The sequence below is a fragment of the Rhizobium sp. GN54 genome (genome assembly GCF_021026345.1).
Lineage (GTDB): Bacteria > Pseudomonadota > Alphaproteobacteria > Rhizobiales > Rhizobiaceae > Mycoplana.
In genome coordinates this window covers 348,587-363,247 of the sequence record NZ_JAJNCZ010000002.1, presented here as the reverse complement: position 1 = coordinate 363,247, position 14,661 = coordinate 348,587, and the positions used below count along the sequence as shown (strand labels likewise).

The 14,661-nt window shown below is 65.9% G+C and carries 16 protein-coding genes; 8 read left to right on the top strand and 8 right to left on the bottom strand.

The genetic code is table 11. The features are described 5' to 3' along the window. Nucleotides 1-233: 233 nt before the first annotated feature. The 4 genes from LQK81_RS07725 to LQK81_RS07710 all read right to left on the bottom strand — a co-directional run bounded on the left by LQK81_RS07725 (nucleotide 234) and on the right by LQK81_RS07710 (nucleotide 5,460). A complete protein-coding gene (locus LQK81_RS07725) occupies nucleotides 234-497 on the bottom strand; it encodes a hypothetical protein (RefSeq protein ID WP_230805037.1) in 264 nt (87 codons plus the stop codon). 129 nt (nucleotides 498-626) lie between these two features. Further along, nucleotides 627-3,128 (bottom strand): mechanosensitive ion channel family protein, encoded by a 2,502-nt coding sequence (locus LQK81_RS07720; protein ID WP_230805035.1) that lies wholly within the window; start codon nucleotides 3,126-3,128, stop codon nucleotides 627-629. Between the two features lie 153 nt (nucleotides 3,129-3,281). Then, complete coding sequence (locus tag LQK81_RS07715; protein ID WP_230805033.1) at nucleotides 3,282-3,842, bottom strand: DUF924 family protein; 561 nt, start codon at nucleotides 3,840-3,842, stop codon at nucleotides 3,282-3,284. Between the two features lie 127 nt (nucleotides 3,843-3,969). Next, entirely contained in the window at nucleotides 3,970-5,460 is a 1,491-nt protein-coding gene (locus LQK81_RS07710; RefSeq protein WP_230805031.1) for a transglycosylase SLT domain-containing protein, read from the bottom strand. 202 nt (nucleotides 5,461-5,662) lie between these two features. On the opposite strand from LQK81_RS07710, the gene LQK81_RS07705 reads away from it, so the two are divergent. After that, on the top strand, nucleotides 5,663-6,100 hold the full coding sequence (locus tag LQK81_RS07705; protein ID WP_230805029.1) for an OsmC family protein: 438 nt from the start codon (nucleotides 5,663-5,665) through the stop codon (nucleotides 6,098-6,100). A gap of 41 nt (nucleotides 6,101-6,141) precedes the next feature. Here LQK81_RS07705 and LQK81_RS07700 read toward each other — a convergent pair whose 3' ends face one another. After that, entirely contained in the window at nucleotides 6,142-6,714 is a 573-nt protein-coding gene (locus tag LQK81_RS07700; RefSeq protein WP_230805028.1) for a DUF1349 domain-containing protein, read from the bottom strand. A gap of 315 nt (nucleotides 6,715-7,029) precedes the next feature. Here LQK81_RS07700 and ccoN point away from each other — a divergent pair, with 315 nt between their 5' ends. From ccoN to ccoS, 7 genes are read left to right on the top strand one after another with little or no spacing between them, the layout of a single operon-like run. Next, on the top strand, nucleotides 7,030-8,688 hold the full coding sequence (ccoN, locus tag LQK81_RS07695) for a cytochrome-c oxidase, cbb3-type subunit I (protein ID WP_230805026.1): 1,659 nt from the start codon (nucleotides 7,030-7,032) through the stop codon (nucleotides 8,686-8,688). A gap of 3 nt (nucleotides 8,689-8,691) precedes the next feature. After that, nucleotides 8,692-9,423 (top strand): cytochrome-c oxidase, cbb3-type subunit II, encoded by a 732-nt coding sequence (ccoO, locus tag LQK81_RS07690; RefSeq protein WP_230805024.1) that lies wholly within the window; start codon nucleotides 8,692-8,694, stop codon nucleotides 9,421-9,423. Nucleotides 9,424-9,427: 4 nt separating this feature from the next. Further along, nucleotides 9,428-9,598, top strand: a complete 171-nt coding sequence (locus LQK81_RS07685) for a cbb3-type cytochrome c oxidase subunit 3 (protein WP_230805022.1) — start codon at nucleotides 9,428-9,430, stop codon at nucleotides 9,596-9,598. Further along, on the top strand, nucleotides 9,589-10,491 hold the full coding sequence (ccoP, locus tag LQK81_RS07680; RefSeq protein WP_230805021.1) for a cytochrome-c oxidase, cbb3-type subunit III: 903 nt from the start codon (nucleotides 9,589-9,591) through the stop codon (nucleotides 10,489-10,491). The genes LQK81_RS07685 and ccoP overlap by 10 nt, the downstream gene beginning before the upstream one ends. Then, complete coding sequence (locus LQK81_RS07675; RefSeq protein ID WP_230805019.1) at nucleotides 10,488-10,676, top strand: hypothetical protein; 189 nt, start codon at nucleotides 10,488-10,490, stop codon at nucleotides 10,674-10,676. The genes ccoP and LQK81_RS07675 overlap by 4 nt, the downstream gene beginning before the upstream one ends. Nucleotides 10,677-10,716: 40 nt before the next feature. Next, a complete protein-coding gene (locus LQK81_RS07670) occupies nucleotides 10,717-11,505 on the top strand; it encodes a DUF2189 domain-containing protein (protein ID WP_230805017.1) in 789 nt (262 codons plus the stop codon). A gap of 46 nt (nucleotides 11,506-11,551) precedes the next feature. Beyond that, on the top strand, nucleotides 11,552-11,734 hold the full coding sequence (gene ccoS, locus LQK81_RS07665) for a cbb3-type cytochrome oxidase assembly protein CcoS (protein WP_230805015.1): 183 nt from the start codon (nucleotides 11,552-11,554) through the stop codon (nucleotides 11,732-11,734). 37 nt (nucleotides 11,735-11,771) lie between these two features. Here the strand turns inward: ccoS and LQK81_RS07660 are convergent, their stop codons facing one another. From LQK81_RS07660 to LQK81_RS07650, 3 genes are all read right to left on the bottom strand, one after another. Beyond that, nucleotides 11,772-12,428, bottom strand: a complete 657-nt coding sequence (locus tag LQK81_RS07660) for a methionine ABC transporter permease (protein WP_230805013.1) — start codon at nucleotides 12,426-12,428, stop codon at nucleotides 11,772-11,774. Further along, the gene (locus LQK81_RS07655; protein WP_230805011.1) at nucleotides 12,409-13,509 is read right to left on the bottom strand and encodes a methionine ABC transporter ATP-binding protein; all 1,101 of its coding nucleotides are present in this window, start codon (nucleotides 13,507-13,509) and stop codon (nucleotides 12,409-12,411) included. Before LQK81_RS07655 ends, LQK81_RS07660 begins: the two co-directional genes overlap by 20 nt. 87 nt (nucleotides 13,510-13,596) lie before the next feature. Then, nucleotides 13,597-14,448 (bottom strand): MetQ/NlpA family ABC transporter substrate-binding protein, encoded by an 852-nt coding sequence (locus LQK81_RS07650; RefSeq protein ID WP_230805009.1) that lies wholly within the window; start codon nucleotides 14,446-14,448, stop codon nucleotides 13,597-13,599. Nucleotides 14,449-14,661 lie beyond the last annotated feature (213 nt).

The following is a 14,661-nucleotide window of genomic DNA, read 5'->3' as shown; positions in this document are numbered from 1 at the left end:
TCATCCACTCTCCGGTCAACACCGAAACGATAGGAAGCGCGCTTTGAGAAAGCGTTAAGACGCCAGGCGCCGACATGCAGATGATTTACAAAAGGTTGACGGCACAGACGAAGTCTGGCCACAGGCCGAGATGACGGCGAGGACGGCCGACAGCCGCAGGAGACATGCGGCAGGAAGGACGCTGCAGAGGCGTGCGGCGGCGGTTCCGGCGCGCCGCTGCCCCGATCCGGCAGCTACTTGACGACGGCCGATCCGCCGCTGATCTCGACCGTCTCGTCGCCGTTCAGCGCGACGCGGTCGCCGTTCGGCAGCGTGACGAAGCAGCCCGACGGGCAGACCGATTCGGTCGCTCCGGCGCCCAGCGCCAGTTCCGTCCGCTTGCCGTTCTCGACGATCGTCACGACCACCGAATCGCCATCCTTGTTGGTGATGGACGCCGCAAAAGCCGGCGCGGCAACCGTCGTCGACATCAGCAGCATCGTTACAAGCATTCGCATCATTCATGCCCGGCGCCGAACGCCGCCCCTGTTACAACCCCGTGAGGAGCCTAGCCTCACCCCCGGGTCTTTGCACAAGTTTTATGACGCGTACACTGAATATGGCGTGAATGGGGCATTCATCGTCCGTCAGCCCGTCTCGTCGGCGCCCTCCTCGACCGGCTTCGGCGCCGGTTTGCGTGACGGTACGGGCCTGAGCGCCACGTCCTCCTTGGCATTGTCGATCATGGCGGCGAGAAGGCGGGCGCTCTCCGGATCCATGGTCACCGGCACCGTCGGCGCCGCCGGTCCCGCCAGCGCGATGTCGTCCTGGCGCAGCCGCTCCAGGATCGCCGTGCGCAGTTCCGTCTTGATCACGCCGGCGTCCAGGACGTCGGCGACGAAGGCCCTGAGCTCGAAATCGAGCGTGGTCGCCGAAAAGCCGAGGAACGTGACCGAGGGCTCGGGATTGCGCAGCACCGGCTGCGTCGCCGCCACCTCCAGCAGCAGTTCGGTCACCTGGCGCGGATCGTTGCCGGAGAACACGCTGACGGGGATCTCGATGCGGCCGAGCTTGTTGCGGTGCGTCCAGTTGCCCACCTGCCCGTTGATCAGGACCGAATTCGGCACGATGATCGTCTGGCGCTGGAACGTTTCGATCTCGGTCGCGCGCACGGAGATGCGCTTGACGAAACCTTCCGTCGTGCCCGCCACGACCCAGTCGCCGACCTTGAACGGCCGCTCGGCCAGAAGGATCAGGCCGGAGACGAAGTTCGACACGATGTTCTGCAGGCCGAAACCGATACCGAGCGAGAGGGCACCGGCGACCAGCGCAAGGCTGGAGAGGTTGATGCCCGCCGCCGAGATGCCGATCAGCCCGGCAAGGCCGACGCCGGCATAGCCGACCGCCGTCCGCACCGAGTTGCGCACACCCGGATCGACATGGCTGCGCACCATGATGGTGCCGTCGAGCCAGCGCTGGAACCAGCGCGTGACCACCAGGCCGAGCACGAACAGCAGCACGCCGGCGAGAATGCCGATGAGCGAGATGGAGATGCTTCCGACCCGGATCTCGGTGAAGATCTGGTAGGCCCAGCTCTCGATGTCGCCCAGCTGGAACCCCCACTGCAGCAGGATTCCCGGCAGGCCGAGCAGGAGCACGATCAGGTAGATGCCGAGGCTCGCCGCCAACCCGGCCTGGTCCAGCGTCACCTCGCCCAGCTGATAGCGCTCCGCCATGCGTTGACCAAGATAGGTCCGCGCGAACGCGCCCTGCGTGCCGATGGCCCGGCCGGAGAGGATACCGATATACATCGTCACCAGGATCGCGCCGGTGACCACGATCTGGGCGGCGACGAACCGCGCCAGCCCGACATAGCCGATCACCGCCATGGCGATCAGGCCGAAGCCGGTCAGCATCAGCAGCATGGACAGCGTCCGCGGCCATGGCCGCCCCCGGGTGGCCGGATCCTCACCCTCGCGCAGCATCGGCCGGATGAACGAGATCCAGATCAGGATCATGCCGATGACGATGGAGGCGATCATGCTCTTGGCGACGGTCAGGACGACGGCGGAGCCGAGCGCCACGCTGACGGTGCCGAGGAAATAGTCGAGCGAATTGGCGAGCGCCATTGCGAAGATCGACCGCTCCAGCCGCCGCGCGCCATCGTTGGAGACATTGACGAGCCGCCATTCCGGCCGGTTCGGGGCGAGCACGGCGCGGGCCAGCGCCGAGACGAAGTAGAGACCGACGCAGACCCCGAACAGCGTCGAGACCATCGGCGCGATATCCGGCCGCAGCACGTTGAAGCTGGAGAGCAGCGAATAGCACGCGAACGCGAATGCGCCGACGGCCAGGGTCGGGATCATGATCGACCAGTAGGCGACCATCAGCCGGGTGATGTAGTGCGGCTTCTCGATCATCTTGTTGCGCTGGATGATCGGGCCGGCCAGACGATAGCCGACGGAATAGAGGACGAGGCCGACGACGAGCGAAAGCGAAATCGCAGCCAGCAGCGATTCCCGCTTGAAATTCCACACGAAACGCGCCCAGCCGCCGACCGTGCGCTGCAGGTCCGCCCCTTCGTTCGCGCCGGCGCCGATGGCCTCCTCCAGCACCTCCGGCGTGATCTTGGTGCGCTCCAGCAGCGTCTCGGTGAACAGCGTGCGGCGCATTTCGGTGATCTCGTTCGACAGTTGCGTCGTCTCGATCGAGAGCTCCTCGGCACTGCCCGTCAGCGCGTTGATGGCGGCCCGCTCGTCCGAAAGCCGGGCGCGTTCCTCCTTGATCACCTCGGATTCGGCCGGCTGCCCCTCGGCCGGCACCGGCCCGATCTCGTCGAGCCTGGCCTTGATCTGATTGAAGCGTTCCCGGGTCGAGACCGAGGCCTCGAGCGCGAAGCGGCCGAGTTGCTCGACCTCCAGCCTGAGTTCGCCGAGCCGGACCCCGTTCTCCCGCGCCGCCTCGATCTTGACGCGCAGGTCCGCCAACTGCTGGCGCGCCTGCTCCAGCCTCTTGTTCGCTGCCGCGATCGGGTTGGACGGCGTCGACACCTCGGCTGCCGGCGCCGGATCCTGCGCAATCGCGATGGCAGGCAGGAGCAGCGGCACGATCGCAAGCAGGGCGAAAAGGGCGCGTTTGAGTGTCGTCACGGACGGTCCTTGCTACATCTGGCGCCCGCGATAGTCGAAACGATCGCGTGCGAAATCAACGTCTGGCTGATGCACCGGGGCCTTGCCCGGGGTGCGGGAGATTCGGCGCGCAAATTATTGCGCGACCCGGGCGAAGTGAAGGCAGGATTTTCGTCAGAAGCCGGATCCCGGAATGGCGAGGTAGTCGAGTTCCTCCGAGGTCGATTCCCGCCCAAAATAGGCGTTGCGATGAGGAAAGCGGCCGAAGTCGCGGATAACGGCGTGGTGGCGCAGCGCATAGTCGAGGTAGAGCCTGTCGCCGAGCGACTTGAACAGGGCGACCGAGCGGTCCTGGTCGGCCAGGTCTTCCGAATGCTCGAAGGGCAGGTAGAAGAAGTGCCGGTGGCCGAAGACGACCTTGGTATCCGCGCCGGCCGCAAGCGCCAGCCGGGCCTCGCGCAAGGCGAGCCAGTCGGTTGCAAAGGCGAGCGGCGAACCGCGGTACATGTTGCGCGGAAACTGGTCGAGAACGATCACGGTCGCAAGCCGCGCCTCCGGCGTCTCCCGCCAGGCATCCGGCACATGCCGCGACAGCGCCAGATGCGTCGCCGCAAAGCGCAGGCGGATATGGGCGTCGAGTTGCGGCGGGGGCGAGAACCAGTGTTCCGGGTTCAGGAGTTCGCACCAGAACTCGACGACTTCCGCCGGCTCCGCCACGTCGCTGTCAGACCGCATTTCATCCTCCTGCCATCCTTGCGGGCGGCCATGCTGCTTGCGGCAGGCCGCCTTTCGACGCCTCTGCCACGGTTGCCTGCCCGTCATCCGACCATAGCGCATATCCTGTGACAGGAGAAAGCGGCCGTCATTCGGCCGCCTCTCCGGTCCCGGCACCGGCGGTCGTCGCGCCGATCTGCTCCTTCACCTCCAACCGGTCTTCGGTTCGCTCGGAAAGCATCCTGTAGGCGATGTAGTATTTGTAGATGTTGGCGACGTACTGGACGGTCTCCCGGCCGACGATCGAGGAGGCGGCGTTTTCGACATTGCCGAACCAGATGTCCGGATCGAGACCCAGCTCTTCGGCCTTCCTGCGGAACTTCCTCAGATTGCCCGGACCCGCATTATAGGCGGCGAAGGCGAACAACTGCCGGTCGGTCGGCGCCAGCCCCACGTCTGCGATATAGGTTTCGATCAAGTGGCGCAGGTATTTCGCGCCCGCCTCGACGTTGCGGTCCGCATCCTCCGCGATGCCGGAGATCCCGATCGCCTTGTCGCGCGCGGTCGACGGCAGCAGTTGCATGATGCCCACCGCCCCGCGCGGGCTGCGGCGGCTCTGGTCTAGCTGCGATTCCTGGTAGCCCTGCGCGGCAAGCATGAGGTAGTCGAACGCATAGGTGTCGCCATGGCGCTGGAAGATCTCGACCAGTCGCCGGAAGCGCTCGACATCTGCGGGCGCATAGGCCCGCCGCACGATCTTGTCGCTCTTGTAATACCGGTTGCGCAGCAGGTTTCCGAACGTGGTCCCGATCTTGTGGTCGGCCACGAAGGCGTCGAGCCTGGCCTTCAGCAGCGGGCTGTTCTTGCGGATCGCCCAGGCGATCCGGCCTTCGTCCGCGATAACGATGTCGTCGCGCACCGTCAGGTCGGTGAACACGCCCGACCAGATCGCCGCCTTGTGCGCATCCACGATCGTCCATGGCAGCAGCCCGGCATTGACCATCTCCATCAGGTCTTCGTCCTCGAGGTTTTCGTCGGCCTCGCCGATCCCGATCTCCAGCTGGCCGCCGGCCTTGCGCGCGACGTTCAACGCCTCGAGGTGTTCGCGGTAGCTGCTGCTCGCGCGGACGTCGATGGGCCTGCCGCCGAGATCGTCGAGCGTCTTCACCGCAGGCGAACCCGGCCCCGTCACCAGGATTTCCCTGGCATCGCCGTACAGGGGCGCCGTGAAATCGACCAGCTTCAGCCGCTCGTCGGTGATCGTCAGGTTGGCCATGACGATGTCGCCATATCCCTGGACCAGCGCATCCAGCAGCCTGTCGCGCGGTGTCGGAAGGAAGATCACCCGGACGCGGTCAAGCTCCTTCTTCGTCCCCTTGTTGATCTGTTCCTCGAGCGCGCGGCCATACTCCACCGCGGTGCCCAACTCCTTCCCGGCGTCGATGAAATAGATCGTCTTGCTGAACGGCACCAGCACGCGCACGAGTTGCCGTTTCGCCATCTCGTCGTAGTCGATGAGATGTGGCTCGGTCGATGTCTTGAGCGTGGCCGTATCGCCGGCCGCCATCCCCGTTTGCAGGAAAATCGCGGCAAGCGCCAGAAATGTCGTCCGCGTGCGCCGGAAGAATACATACCCCATCTGTGCCCCGTCCCTGTGCCCGCGGATCAGCGCGCCATGGCGCCGCTCACCGCAACCCTGAACGCGACCATCATACGCTGTATCGCGCATTTGGAACATGGCCCGTCGGCGCCGGCCGTCACGGCAGAGGCGGACTTCCAGAACCTCCCCTTGCCAGCGTCGGCCGATGCGCCTATCTCCGGTCGGACGGCGGAGGATGGGGATGACGGCAGTGCCCGAACCGAAACTCAGGACCAGGATCGCCGGCGCCACGGCCAGCCTCGGCCGCACCGGTTTCCCGCATGTCACCTCGGCGACCCGCGGCACGCTCGACATCGTCACCGGCCCCTCCCAGCCCGGCTTCAATCCGATCGACCTGCTCTACGCGTCGCTGGCGTCGTGCTTCGCCATGAGCGCGCGCATCGCCGCCAGCCAGCTCGGCGTGCTCGGCCGTATCGGCGAGATCACGGTATCTGTTGCCGGCGAGAAGGCGAGCGAAGGGCCCAACCGCGTTCGGGAACTCACGATCGCATTCACCGTCACCGGCGACATCGACGCCCGGACCCGCGAGAAGATCGTCGGCATCGCGGAGGAGATCTGCACGGTCAGCAACACCCTGCGCCACAATCCTGAGATCACGACGACGATCTCGGCGGGCTGACGCGAAGGACAAGGAACCGGCCGGCACCGCCCCCTCTCCCTTCAATCGTGCAGGGCGCGCGCGATCGGCGGCCCGACCTCGAAATCGGAGAACACCGCCTCGAACCCCTCGCGCTCCGGCGAGCAGGCGGTCACGCCGACAAAAGCAGAAGCCGTCGGAAACGGGCATAGCCGCGCCATCTGCCACGGCGTGTCGCCGAACCGGAACTGCACCCGCACCGCATCGTCATGCCGGGTCAGGCGGACCGACAGCGGCGCCTCGGGAGAAACGCCGTGCAGCGGAATGACCGACCAGTCCGAGATCCCGCGCGTGACGACGACGCTGAAATGCATCAGCCTGTCGGTGAACTCGATGCCGCACTTGATCCAGTTCGCCGCGTCGAGGCGCAGCATCAGGCCGGCCTGGTCGTACAGTTCCTCGTAGCGCCCGGAAACGGTCACGGACGCGGTGAAGTCGCCCTCGACCGGCGTCAGGAAGGCGTGCCCGCTGTCGCGCTCGAAGCCGTAGAAGGTCTTCCGCCAGAAATCGGTCGCACCATCCGTGCGCAGGGCAAGGCGCCGCGCATCGCCGCTCCACGCCTTCGGCTCGTTCAGCCAGAAAAACGTCGCCTCCATGTCCGGTTCTCCGTCGTTTCGCCCGACGTCAATCTGTCCCGGCGAGGCATGCCCGTTCAAGGGGCAATGTTCACCGGTCGAGAGCCCTGCCCCATCGGCCGGGAAAAAGCGTCAGTACGCCGCACAATCTCTGGTTTATCAAACCGCAAATCCGATTGATGAACGGCGAAAAATATGCAACGATCAGTACGTTAGCGACCGCCCGGGACGGCGGCCATTCATACGGTTGTAAAAGACCTGAGTAACAACGCAGTCTTATCCTGCAGGCCATGAGGTGATCCGGCGCGAGGCGGATCGCCCCGTTCGGGGGACGGCATGATTGCACAGCTGACAGCCTTGGAACGCACCTATGCCGCGATCATCCTGGTCGTGATCATGTGCGTCGGCGTGGCCATGGCGGTCGTCGGGCGTGGCGACCTGTTCGCCGTCCACGGCTGGATCATTGCGGCCTACGCAATGGCGGTGATGGTGGTGCTGCTGCGCGACATCGACGCGCCCGAGCCCTGGGAAGAACACTTCCGCGAATATTACGACGATCCGACCAAGGTCGGCATCATCCTGTCGCTGATCTGGGGCGTCATCGCCATGGCGATCGGCGTCTGGGTGGCCTCCCTGCTTGCCTGGCCGGACCTGACCTTCGACGCCGCCTGGGCGAGCTTCGGCCGGCTGCGACCGGTGCACACGAGCGGCGTCATCTTCGGCTTCGGCGGCAACGCCCTGATCGCCACCTCGTTCCACGTGCTGCAGCGAACCACGCGCGCGCGCCTGCCCGACCAGCTGAGCCCCTGGTTCGTGCTGCTCGGCTACAATCTCTTCTGCGTGCTCGCCGCCACCGGCTACCTCATGGGCATGACCCAGTCGAAGGAATATGCCGAGCCGGAGTGGTATGCCGACCTGTGGCTGGTGGTCGTCTGGGTCGTCTACTTCGCGATCTACATTCGCACCCTGGCGCGTCGGCGCGAGCCGCATATCTACGTCGCCAACTGGTACTACATGGCCTTCATCCTGGTGGTGGCCATCCTCCACATCGTCAACAACCTCGCCGTCCCCGTCTCGATCGGCCATGCCAAGAGCTACTCGCTGTTCTCGGGCGTGCAGGACGCGATGACGCAATGGTGGTACGGGCACAATGCGGTGGCCTTCTTCCTGACCTCGGGCTTCCTCGGCATGATGTATTACTACCTGCCGAAGCGCGCCGGGCGGCCGATCTATTCCTACCGGATGTCGATCATCAGCTTCTGGGGCATCACCTTCATGTATATGTGGGCGGGCTCCCACCACCTGCACTACACCGCCCTGCCCCATTGGGTGCAGACGCTCGGCATGGTCTTCTCGCTGGTGCTTCTGGTCCCCTCATGGGCCTCGGCCGGCAACGCGCTTCTGACGCTGAACGGCGCCTGGCACAAGGTGCGCGACGATGCAGTCCTGCGCTTCATGATGCTGGCCGCCATCTTCTACGGCATCACCACCTTCGAGGGCTCGTTCATGGCGATCCGCGCCGTCAACTCGCTCTCGCACTATACCGACTGGACCGTGGGCCATGTGCACGTCGGCGCGCTCGGCTGGGTCGCCATGATCACCTTCGGCTCGCTCTATGCCCTGGTTCCGTGGATGTGGAAGCGGCCGGCACTCTATTCGGCCCGGTTGGTCGAGGTCCATTTCTGGTTGGCGCTGGCGGGAACCGTCGTCTACGTCTTCGCCATGTGGAACTCCGGCATCATCCAGGGGCTGATGTGGCGCACCTATGACCCGAACGGCACGCTCACCTATTCCTTCCTCGACACGCTGGTCGCCATGCACCCGTACTACATCGCCCGCGCATTCGGCGGACTGCTGTTCCTCACGGGCATCGTCATCGCCTTCTACAATATCTGGATGACGATCACGCTGCCGGCGCCGGTCGACGAGGGTGCGGCCTCCGACCTGCCGGTCGAGCCGCCCGCGCCGCGGGCCTGGGCACAGGCGGGGGAATAGCCGATGTTCAATTTCCACTACCGGCTCGAACGCAACGCCATGGGCCTCGTGGCCGCGATCATCGTCGTCGCCTCCATCGGCGGCCTGATCGAGATCGCGCCGCTGTTCACCATCGACGAGACGGTGGAGGACGCGCCCGACATGCGCGTTTACACGCCGCTCGAGCTCGCCGGCCGCAACATCTACGTCCGCGAGGGCTGCTATGCCTGTCATTCACAGATGATCCGCACCCTGCGCGACGAGGTCGAGCGCTACGGCCCCTATTCGCTGGCGGTCGAATCCAAGTACGACCACCCGATGCTCTGGGGCTCCAAGCGCACCGGGCCCGACATCGCCCGCCTCGGCGGGAAATATTCCAACGAATGGCATGTCGCCCATCTCTACAATCCCCGCGACCTCGTGCCGGAATCGAAGATGCCCGCCTATCGCTGGCTGCTGCGCAACGCGCTCAAGATCGACGACCTCGGCGAGCACCTGGCGGCGATGCGGGCCGTCGGCGTCCCCTATACCGACGAGATGATCGCCAACGCCACCGCCGACGCCTACGGGCAGGCCAATCCCGACAGCGGCCAGGCCTCCGGGGTGACCGAACGATACGGCGATGCGACCAATCTCAGCCTGTTCGACGGAAAGCCGGGCACGCTCACCGAAATGGATGCCATCGTTGCCTACCTGCAGATCCTCGGGAAACTGACGGATGCGGCAAAGCAGGCCGAACAGGCCAGGGTGGAGTAGCGCCATGTTCGATCACGACACCATCGTCGGCTTCTCCAAGTCCTTCGGACTTCTCTATCTCGTCGCCATGTCGATCGGCGTGGTGATCTATGCCTTCTGGCCGGCGAACAAGAAGCAGTTCGAGCGGGCAGCGGAGTCAGTCGTTTCGGACGATGAGGACCGGCCATGGCTGTAGGCGAACGCGACCCCGTCACCGGGCACATGACGACTGGCCACGAGTGGAACGGCATCAAGGAACTGCACACGCCGGTTCCCAGGCCCGTCTGGTTCTTCCTGATCGCGTTCACGCTCTTCGGCGTGGTCTGGTCGCTGCTGATGCCAAGCTGGCCCTACGGCACCGGCTATTTCGGCGGCTGGCTGGGGATCGACCAGAAGCGCACGGTGGCGAAGCGCCTGGACGAGGGCGCGGCCGAGCGCGCGGCCTGGGCGGCGCGCATCGAGAGCGAAGACTATTCGGCCATCCTTGCCGACGCGGAGCTGATGCCGATCGTGAGCGAGACCGGCCACACGCTGTTCGGCGACAATTGCGCCGCCTGCCATGGCGTCGGCGGCGGCGGCAACGGCGGCTACCCGAACATCGTCGCCGCCCCCACCCTGTGGGGAGACGACCCGGCGACGATCGCCGAGACCATCCGCGTCGGCATCAACGGCGCCGATCCGGAAACACGCATCTCGCAGATGATGGCCTTCGGGCGCGACCAGGCGCTGGAACGGCCGGCGATCCTGCAACTCGTCACCTATGTCCGCTCGCTGTCCGGGCTGGAGGAACAGACGGAGGCGAACACGGCGGCGATCGAGGCTGGCCGCGAGCTGTTCGCGCAGAACTGCGTCGCCTGCCACGGCGAGGATGCCAAGGGGTTGAAGGAGGTTGGCGCGCCGGATCTCACCGACCATTTCTGGATCTACGGTTCCGGCCGCGAGGCGGTCTACCAGTCGGTCTATGGCGGCCGGCAGGGCCATATGCCGAGCTGGGGGCTGCGCCTGTCGCCGCTCGACATCAAGATCCTGGCGCTCTACGTGGCCGACCTGAGGGAGCAGCAGCATGCCGCTGGTGGCGACGGAACATGAGTGCGCCGGCCTTGCGGCCGCGCACGGTGGCGCTTGCGCTCGCAGGGGCGGCCGTCGCGCTGCTGCTCGTCGCCAACGCCCACCTCGTCTATGTCGCGGTGCTCTCCCAGCCCGATTGCGTGCCGCACCTGAAGACGGAAGCGCACGCCGCCGGCACCTATCGCGCCGCCCGCTCGTCATGCTGAAGACGATCGCCCGATCAGGGCCTTGCAGGAGGAAGTTGACATGAGGATGCCTCAAACCGTCCCTCCGCTCGCAAGGGCCGTCGACCGCAACCGCAATCTGCCCGCGTCCCGCGCCTTCTCCTGGCTGGCGCAGGGCTGGCGGGATCTGTGGACCCAGCCGCTGCCGAGCCTGATCTACGGGCTGGGCGTGGCGGCCGTGTCGATCATCATCGTCGGCGGCCTCTATTATTTCGGCTACGATTATGCGCTCTTCCCTGCGCTGGCCGGCTTCTTCGTCGTCGGCCCGGTCCTGGCCGCCGGCCTCTACGAAAAGAGCCGCCGGCTCGAGGAGGGCCTGCCCGTCTCGTTGTCGGTGATGATCCGCCCGAAACCCGGCACCGGCCAGCACGTGCTCTTCGTCGGCGCCGTGCTGTGCGGGCTGATGCTCCTGTGGATGCGCGCGGCGGTGATCCTCTATGCGCTGTTCGTCGGCTGGCAACCGTTCCAGGGGCTCGACCATGTGGTGCCCATGCTGTTCGGCAGCACGATGGGCCTGGCCTTGCTCGGATTCGGCACGGCGGTCGGTGCCCTCTTCGCCGCCTTTGCCTTCGCCATCAGCGTCTTCGGCGTGCCCATGGTCGTCGACCGGGACGTCGACGCCTTCACCGCCATGGGCACCAGCATCTCGCTTGCCTGGAACAACCTGCCGGTCATGCTGACCTGGGGCGCCATCGTTCTGGTGCTGACGGCGGCGAGCCTGCTGACCGGCATGCTCGGCTTCGTCATCACCTTTCCGCTCCTCGGCCATGCCACCTGGCATGCCTACCAGGCGATCAAGGACCGGGATTGAGACGCCCGCAGCGAGCGGCCGCCGCCCCCGCGCGAAAGGCAAGGACATGAGCGCCTTCTACTATCTGATCCCGGTCTCTCTGCTGCTCGGCACCGCCGGCCTTGCGCTGTTCCTCTGGTCGATGCGCAACAACCAGTACGAGGATCTGGACGGCGCCTCCGAACGTATCCTCTATGACGAGGACGTCCCCGCCCCGCTGCGGGGCAAGGGCACATCCGGCACGCACTGACGCGCGCCGTATCCCCTGCGACGCCGGCAATCCCCGGTCAGTTCTTGTGATCCAGCCGCGCCACCAAAAGGTCCCCGACCCACTGGATGAGGCAGACGAGCACGATCAGCACGGCCACGACGGCCACCATCACCGTGGTCTCGAAGCGCTGGTAGCCGTAGCGGATCGCCAGGTCGCCGAGACCGCCCGCCCCGATCGCACCCGCCATCGCGGATGCGCCGATCAGCGTGATCAGCGTCACGGTGAAGCCGGCGACGAGGCTTGGCAACGCCTCCGGCACCAGCACCTCGCGGATGATCGTCCAGCGGTTGCCGCCCATGGCGCGCACGGCCTCGATCAGGCCGCGATCGACTTCGCGCAGGGAGACCTCCGCGATCCGCGCAAAGTAGGGCGTCGCCGCGATCGCCAGCGGCACGATCGCCGCCCACATGCCGATCGCCGTGCCGACGATGAACCGCGTCACCGGGATCAGCGCCACCAGCAGGATGATGAACGGGACGGAGCGGAAGCCGTTGACGATCGCGCCGAGGACGAGGTTGACCGCCCGGTTTTCGGCGATCCCGCCCTTGGCGGTCGCCACCAGCGCCAGCCCCAGCGGCAGCCCGGCGACCAGCGAGATCGCGCCCGAGGCCACGGTCATGACGACCGTCTCCCAGAACGAGCGGATGAACAGCTCAAGCATGACCGGCGACATGGCCGAAGACCTCCACTTTGGCGCCGCGGCGCTCGAGATAGGCGATGGCCTGCGCAGCAGTGCCGGCCGTGGACGGGATACCGAGGAAGAACCGCGCGACCGGCTGGCCCTGGATATCGTCGATGCCGCCATGGATCAGCCGGAAGCCGCCCGAAAGCTCGGCCGACAGCCCGGACAGCAGCGTGGCCGCCTCCGGCCCCGAAAGATCGACGCCGAGGATCGTCTCGCCGGCACCCGTCTGGGCGGCACTGGCCGGCCCGGGCAAGAGCCGTGCTGCGACGGACTGCGGCAGCCCCGGCCGGACGCCGGCCAGGAGGTTCTGCGTCGTTTCCGTCTGCGGATCGGCGAAGACCGACCAGACAGGCCCCTCCTCCACGATCACCCCGGCATCGATGACCGCGACCCGGTCGGCGATCGTGCGGATCACCTCCATTTCGTGGGTGATGAGCAGGATGGTGAGGCCCAGTCTGGCGTTGATATCCTTCAGAAGCTCCAGGATCGACGCCGTCGTCTCCGGGTCGAGCGCCGAGGTCGCCTCGTCGGAGAGCAGCAATGCCGGGCCGGCTGCGAGCGCGCGGGCAATGCCGACGCGCTGCTTCTGGCCGCCGGAAAGCGCTGCCGGATAGCTCTTCGCCTTGCCGGAAAGGCCCACCAGGTCGAGAAGTTCGGCGGCCCGCGCCAGCCTCTTCTCCCGGTTCCAGCCGCCGATCTTCAGCGGCAGGGCGACGTTCTCCTCGACCGTCTTGGCCGACAACAGGTTGAAATGCTGGAAGATCATGCCGATGCGGCGGCGCACCGGCTGCAGTTCCGGCTCGCTCAGGCCGGTGATCTCGCGCCCTTCGATCCTGATCGAGCCGCTGTCCGGCCGCTCCAGCCCGTTCAGGCAACGGATCAGCGTCGACTTGCCGGCACCGCTGCGGCCGATCAGGCCGAGGATCTCGCCCTTGCGCACCGTCAGCGATACGCCGTCGATCGCCGGGGTCTCGCCGAAATGCCGGCGCACGTCGGTCAACTGTACGACCGCTTCCTGGCCGTTGCCGCTCTCTGCCGCCGGTCCGGCCGACAGGGTCTGGGAAGACATGGATATTCCTTTCTGCCATCCGCATGGCACGACGGCCCGCGGGCGGGCCGCAGGCCGTCGGATGTTCAACCGCAAGGGCGGTTCAGGTCAATAAGCGGCGGTACCGGTGCCCTTGTAGACACGGTCGAATTCCGCCTTGACCGTATCGTTCTGGTAGGAGGAGACGAGCATCTTCACCCACGGCGCGCTCTGGTCGGCCTCGCGTACGGCGATGAAGTTGCGGTAGGGATTGTCGGCGATCTTCTCCTGGGCGATGCGGTTCTCCACCGTCAGGCCGCTCTTCAGCGCCCAGTCGGTGTTGACGACGGCGGCATCGAGATCGTCCACCGAGCGGCCGACGATGCCCGCGTCGAGTTCCTTGATCTCGACCTTCTTCGGGTTCTCGGCAATGTCGGCGATCGTCGCCAGGATGCTGGCCCCCTCCCTGAGCTTGATCACGCCCTGGTCCTGCAGGACCAGCAGCGCACGGCCCTCGTTGGACGGATCGTTCGGCACGCCGATGACGGCGCCCTCGCCGATGTCGGCGACGCTGGCGAGCTTCTTGGAGTAGACGCCGATCGGCCAGACGGCGGTGTAGCCGGCAACCACGATCTTGTATCCGTGCGCCTGGATCTGGTTCTCCAGGTACGGCCCGTGCTGGAAGGCGTTGGCGTCGATCTCGCCGCGCTCAAGCGCCTCGTTCGGCTGGGTATAGTCGTTGAAGGTGACGACCTCGACGGTCAGCCCCTGCTTCTCGGCCTCTGCGGCCACGACGCGCCAGATGTCCTCGTCTTCGCCACTCATGATGCCGACCTTGACCGTCGTCTTGTCTTCGGCGGACGCCGGCCCCGGCATCGCCGACGAAAGCAAGACTGCCGCCGTGGCGGCGAAAAGCGCCGACAGCCCGGCGCGGCGGGTGACATGAAGACGATCGAGGGCTTGGGAGAGGACGTTGGTCATGATCTTCCTGCTTTCGCTGGTGGTGCGGGCCCTTGGGAGGATCGCCCGCTTGTTTCGCCTTCGTTAGATCGCAAATGCCCACACATAAGGCAACGTCCGGTCGTTTCTTAGGCAGATGGCCTGCGGAAATAGCTTTCGCCCGGAAGTGTTTTCAAGGGAATTTTCCACCATTCCGGTGGATTTCGTGGATGCGGTCCGCATGAAGGGGTCGGA

Bases quoted from the DNA above. Each gene is read 5' to 3' on its own strand.
- LQK81_RS07675 (WP_230805019.1), top strand. From the start codon at position 10,488: ATGAGTGCGCCGGCCTTGCGGCCGCGCACGGTGGCGCTTGCGCTCGCA.
- ccoO (WP_230805024.1), top strand. From the start codon at position 8,692: ATGTTCAATTTCCACTACCGGCTCGAACGCAACGCCATGGGCCTCGTG.
- LQK81_RS07715 (WP_230805033.1), bottom strand. From the start codon at position 3,842: ATGCGGTCTGACAGCGACGTGGCGGAGCCGGCGGAAGTCGTCGAGTTC.
- LQK81_RS07670 (WP_230805017.1), top strand. From the start codon at position 10,717: ATGAGGATGCCTCAAACCGTCCCTCCGCTCGCAAGGGCCGTCGACCGC.
- LQK81_RS07710 (WP_230805031.1), bottom strand. From the start codon at position 5,460: ATGGGGTATGTATTCTTCCGGCGCACGCGGACGACATTTCTGGCGCTT.
- ccoN (WP_230805026.1), top strand. From the start codon at position 7,030: ATGATTGCACAGCTGACAGCCTTGGAACGCACCTATGCCGCGATCATC.
- LQK81_RS07655 (WP_230805011.1), bottom strand. From the start codon at position 13,509: ATGTCTTCCCAGACCCTGTCGGCCGGACCGGCGGCAGAGAGCGGCAAC.
- ccoS (WP_230805015.1), top strand. From the start codon at position 11,552: ATGAGCGCCTTCTACTATCTGATCCCGGTCTCTCTGCTGCTCGGCACC.
- ccoP (WP_230805021.1), top strand. From the start codon at position 9,589: ATGGCTGTAGGCGAACGCGACCCCGTCACCGGGCACATGACGACTGGC.
- LQK81_RS07660 (WP_230805013.1), bottom strand. From the start codon at position 12,428: ATGTCGCCGGTCATGCTTGAGCTGTTCATCCGCTCGTTCTGGGAGACG.
- LQK81_RS07700 (WP_230805028.1), bottom strand. From the start codon at position 6,714: ATGGAGGCGACGTTTTTCTGGCTGAACGAGCCGAAGGCGTGGAGCGGC.
- LQK81_RS07650 (WP_230805009.1), bottom strand. From the start codon at position 14,448: ATGACCAACGTCCTCTCCCAAGCCCTCGATCGTCTTCATGTCACCCGC.
- LQK81_RS07725 (WP_230805037.1), bottom strand. From the start codon at position 497: ATGCGAATGCTTGTAACGATGCTGCTGATGTCGACGACGGTTGCCGCG.
- LQK81_RS07705 (WP_230805029.1), top strand. From the start codon at position 5,663: ATGACGGCAGTGCCCGAACCGAAACTCAGGACCAGGATCGCCGGCGCC.
- LQK81_RS07685 (WP_230805022.1), top strand. From the start codon at position 9,428: ATGTTCGATCACGACACCATCGTCGGCTTCTCCAAGTCCTTCGGACTT.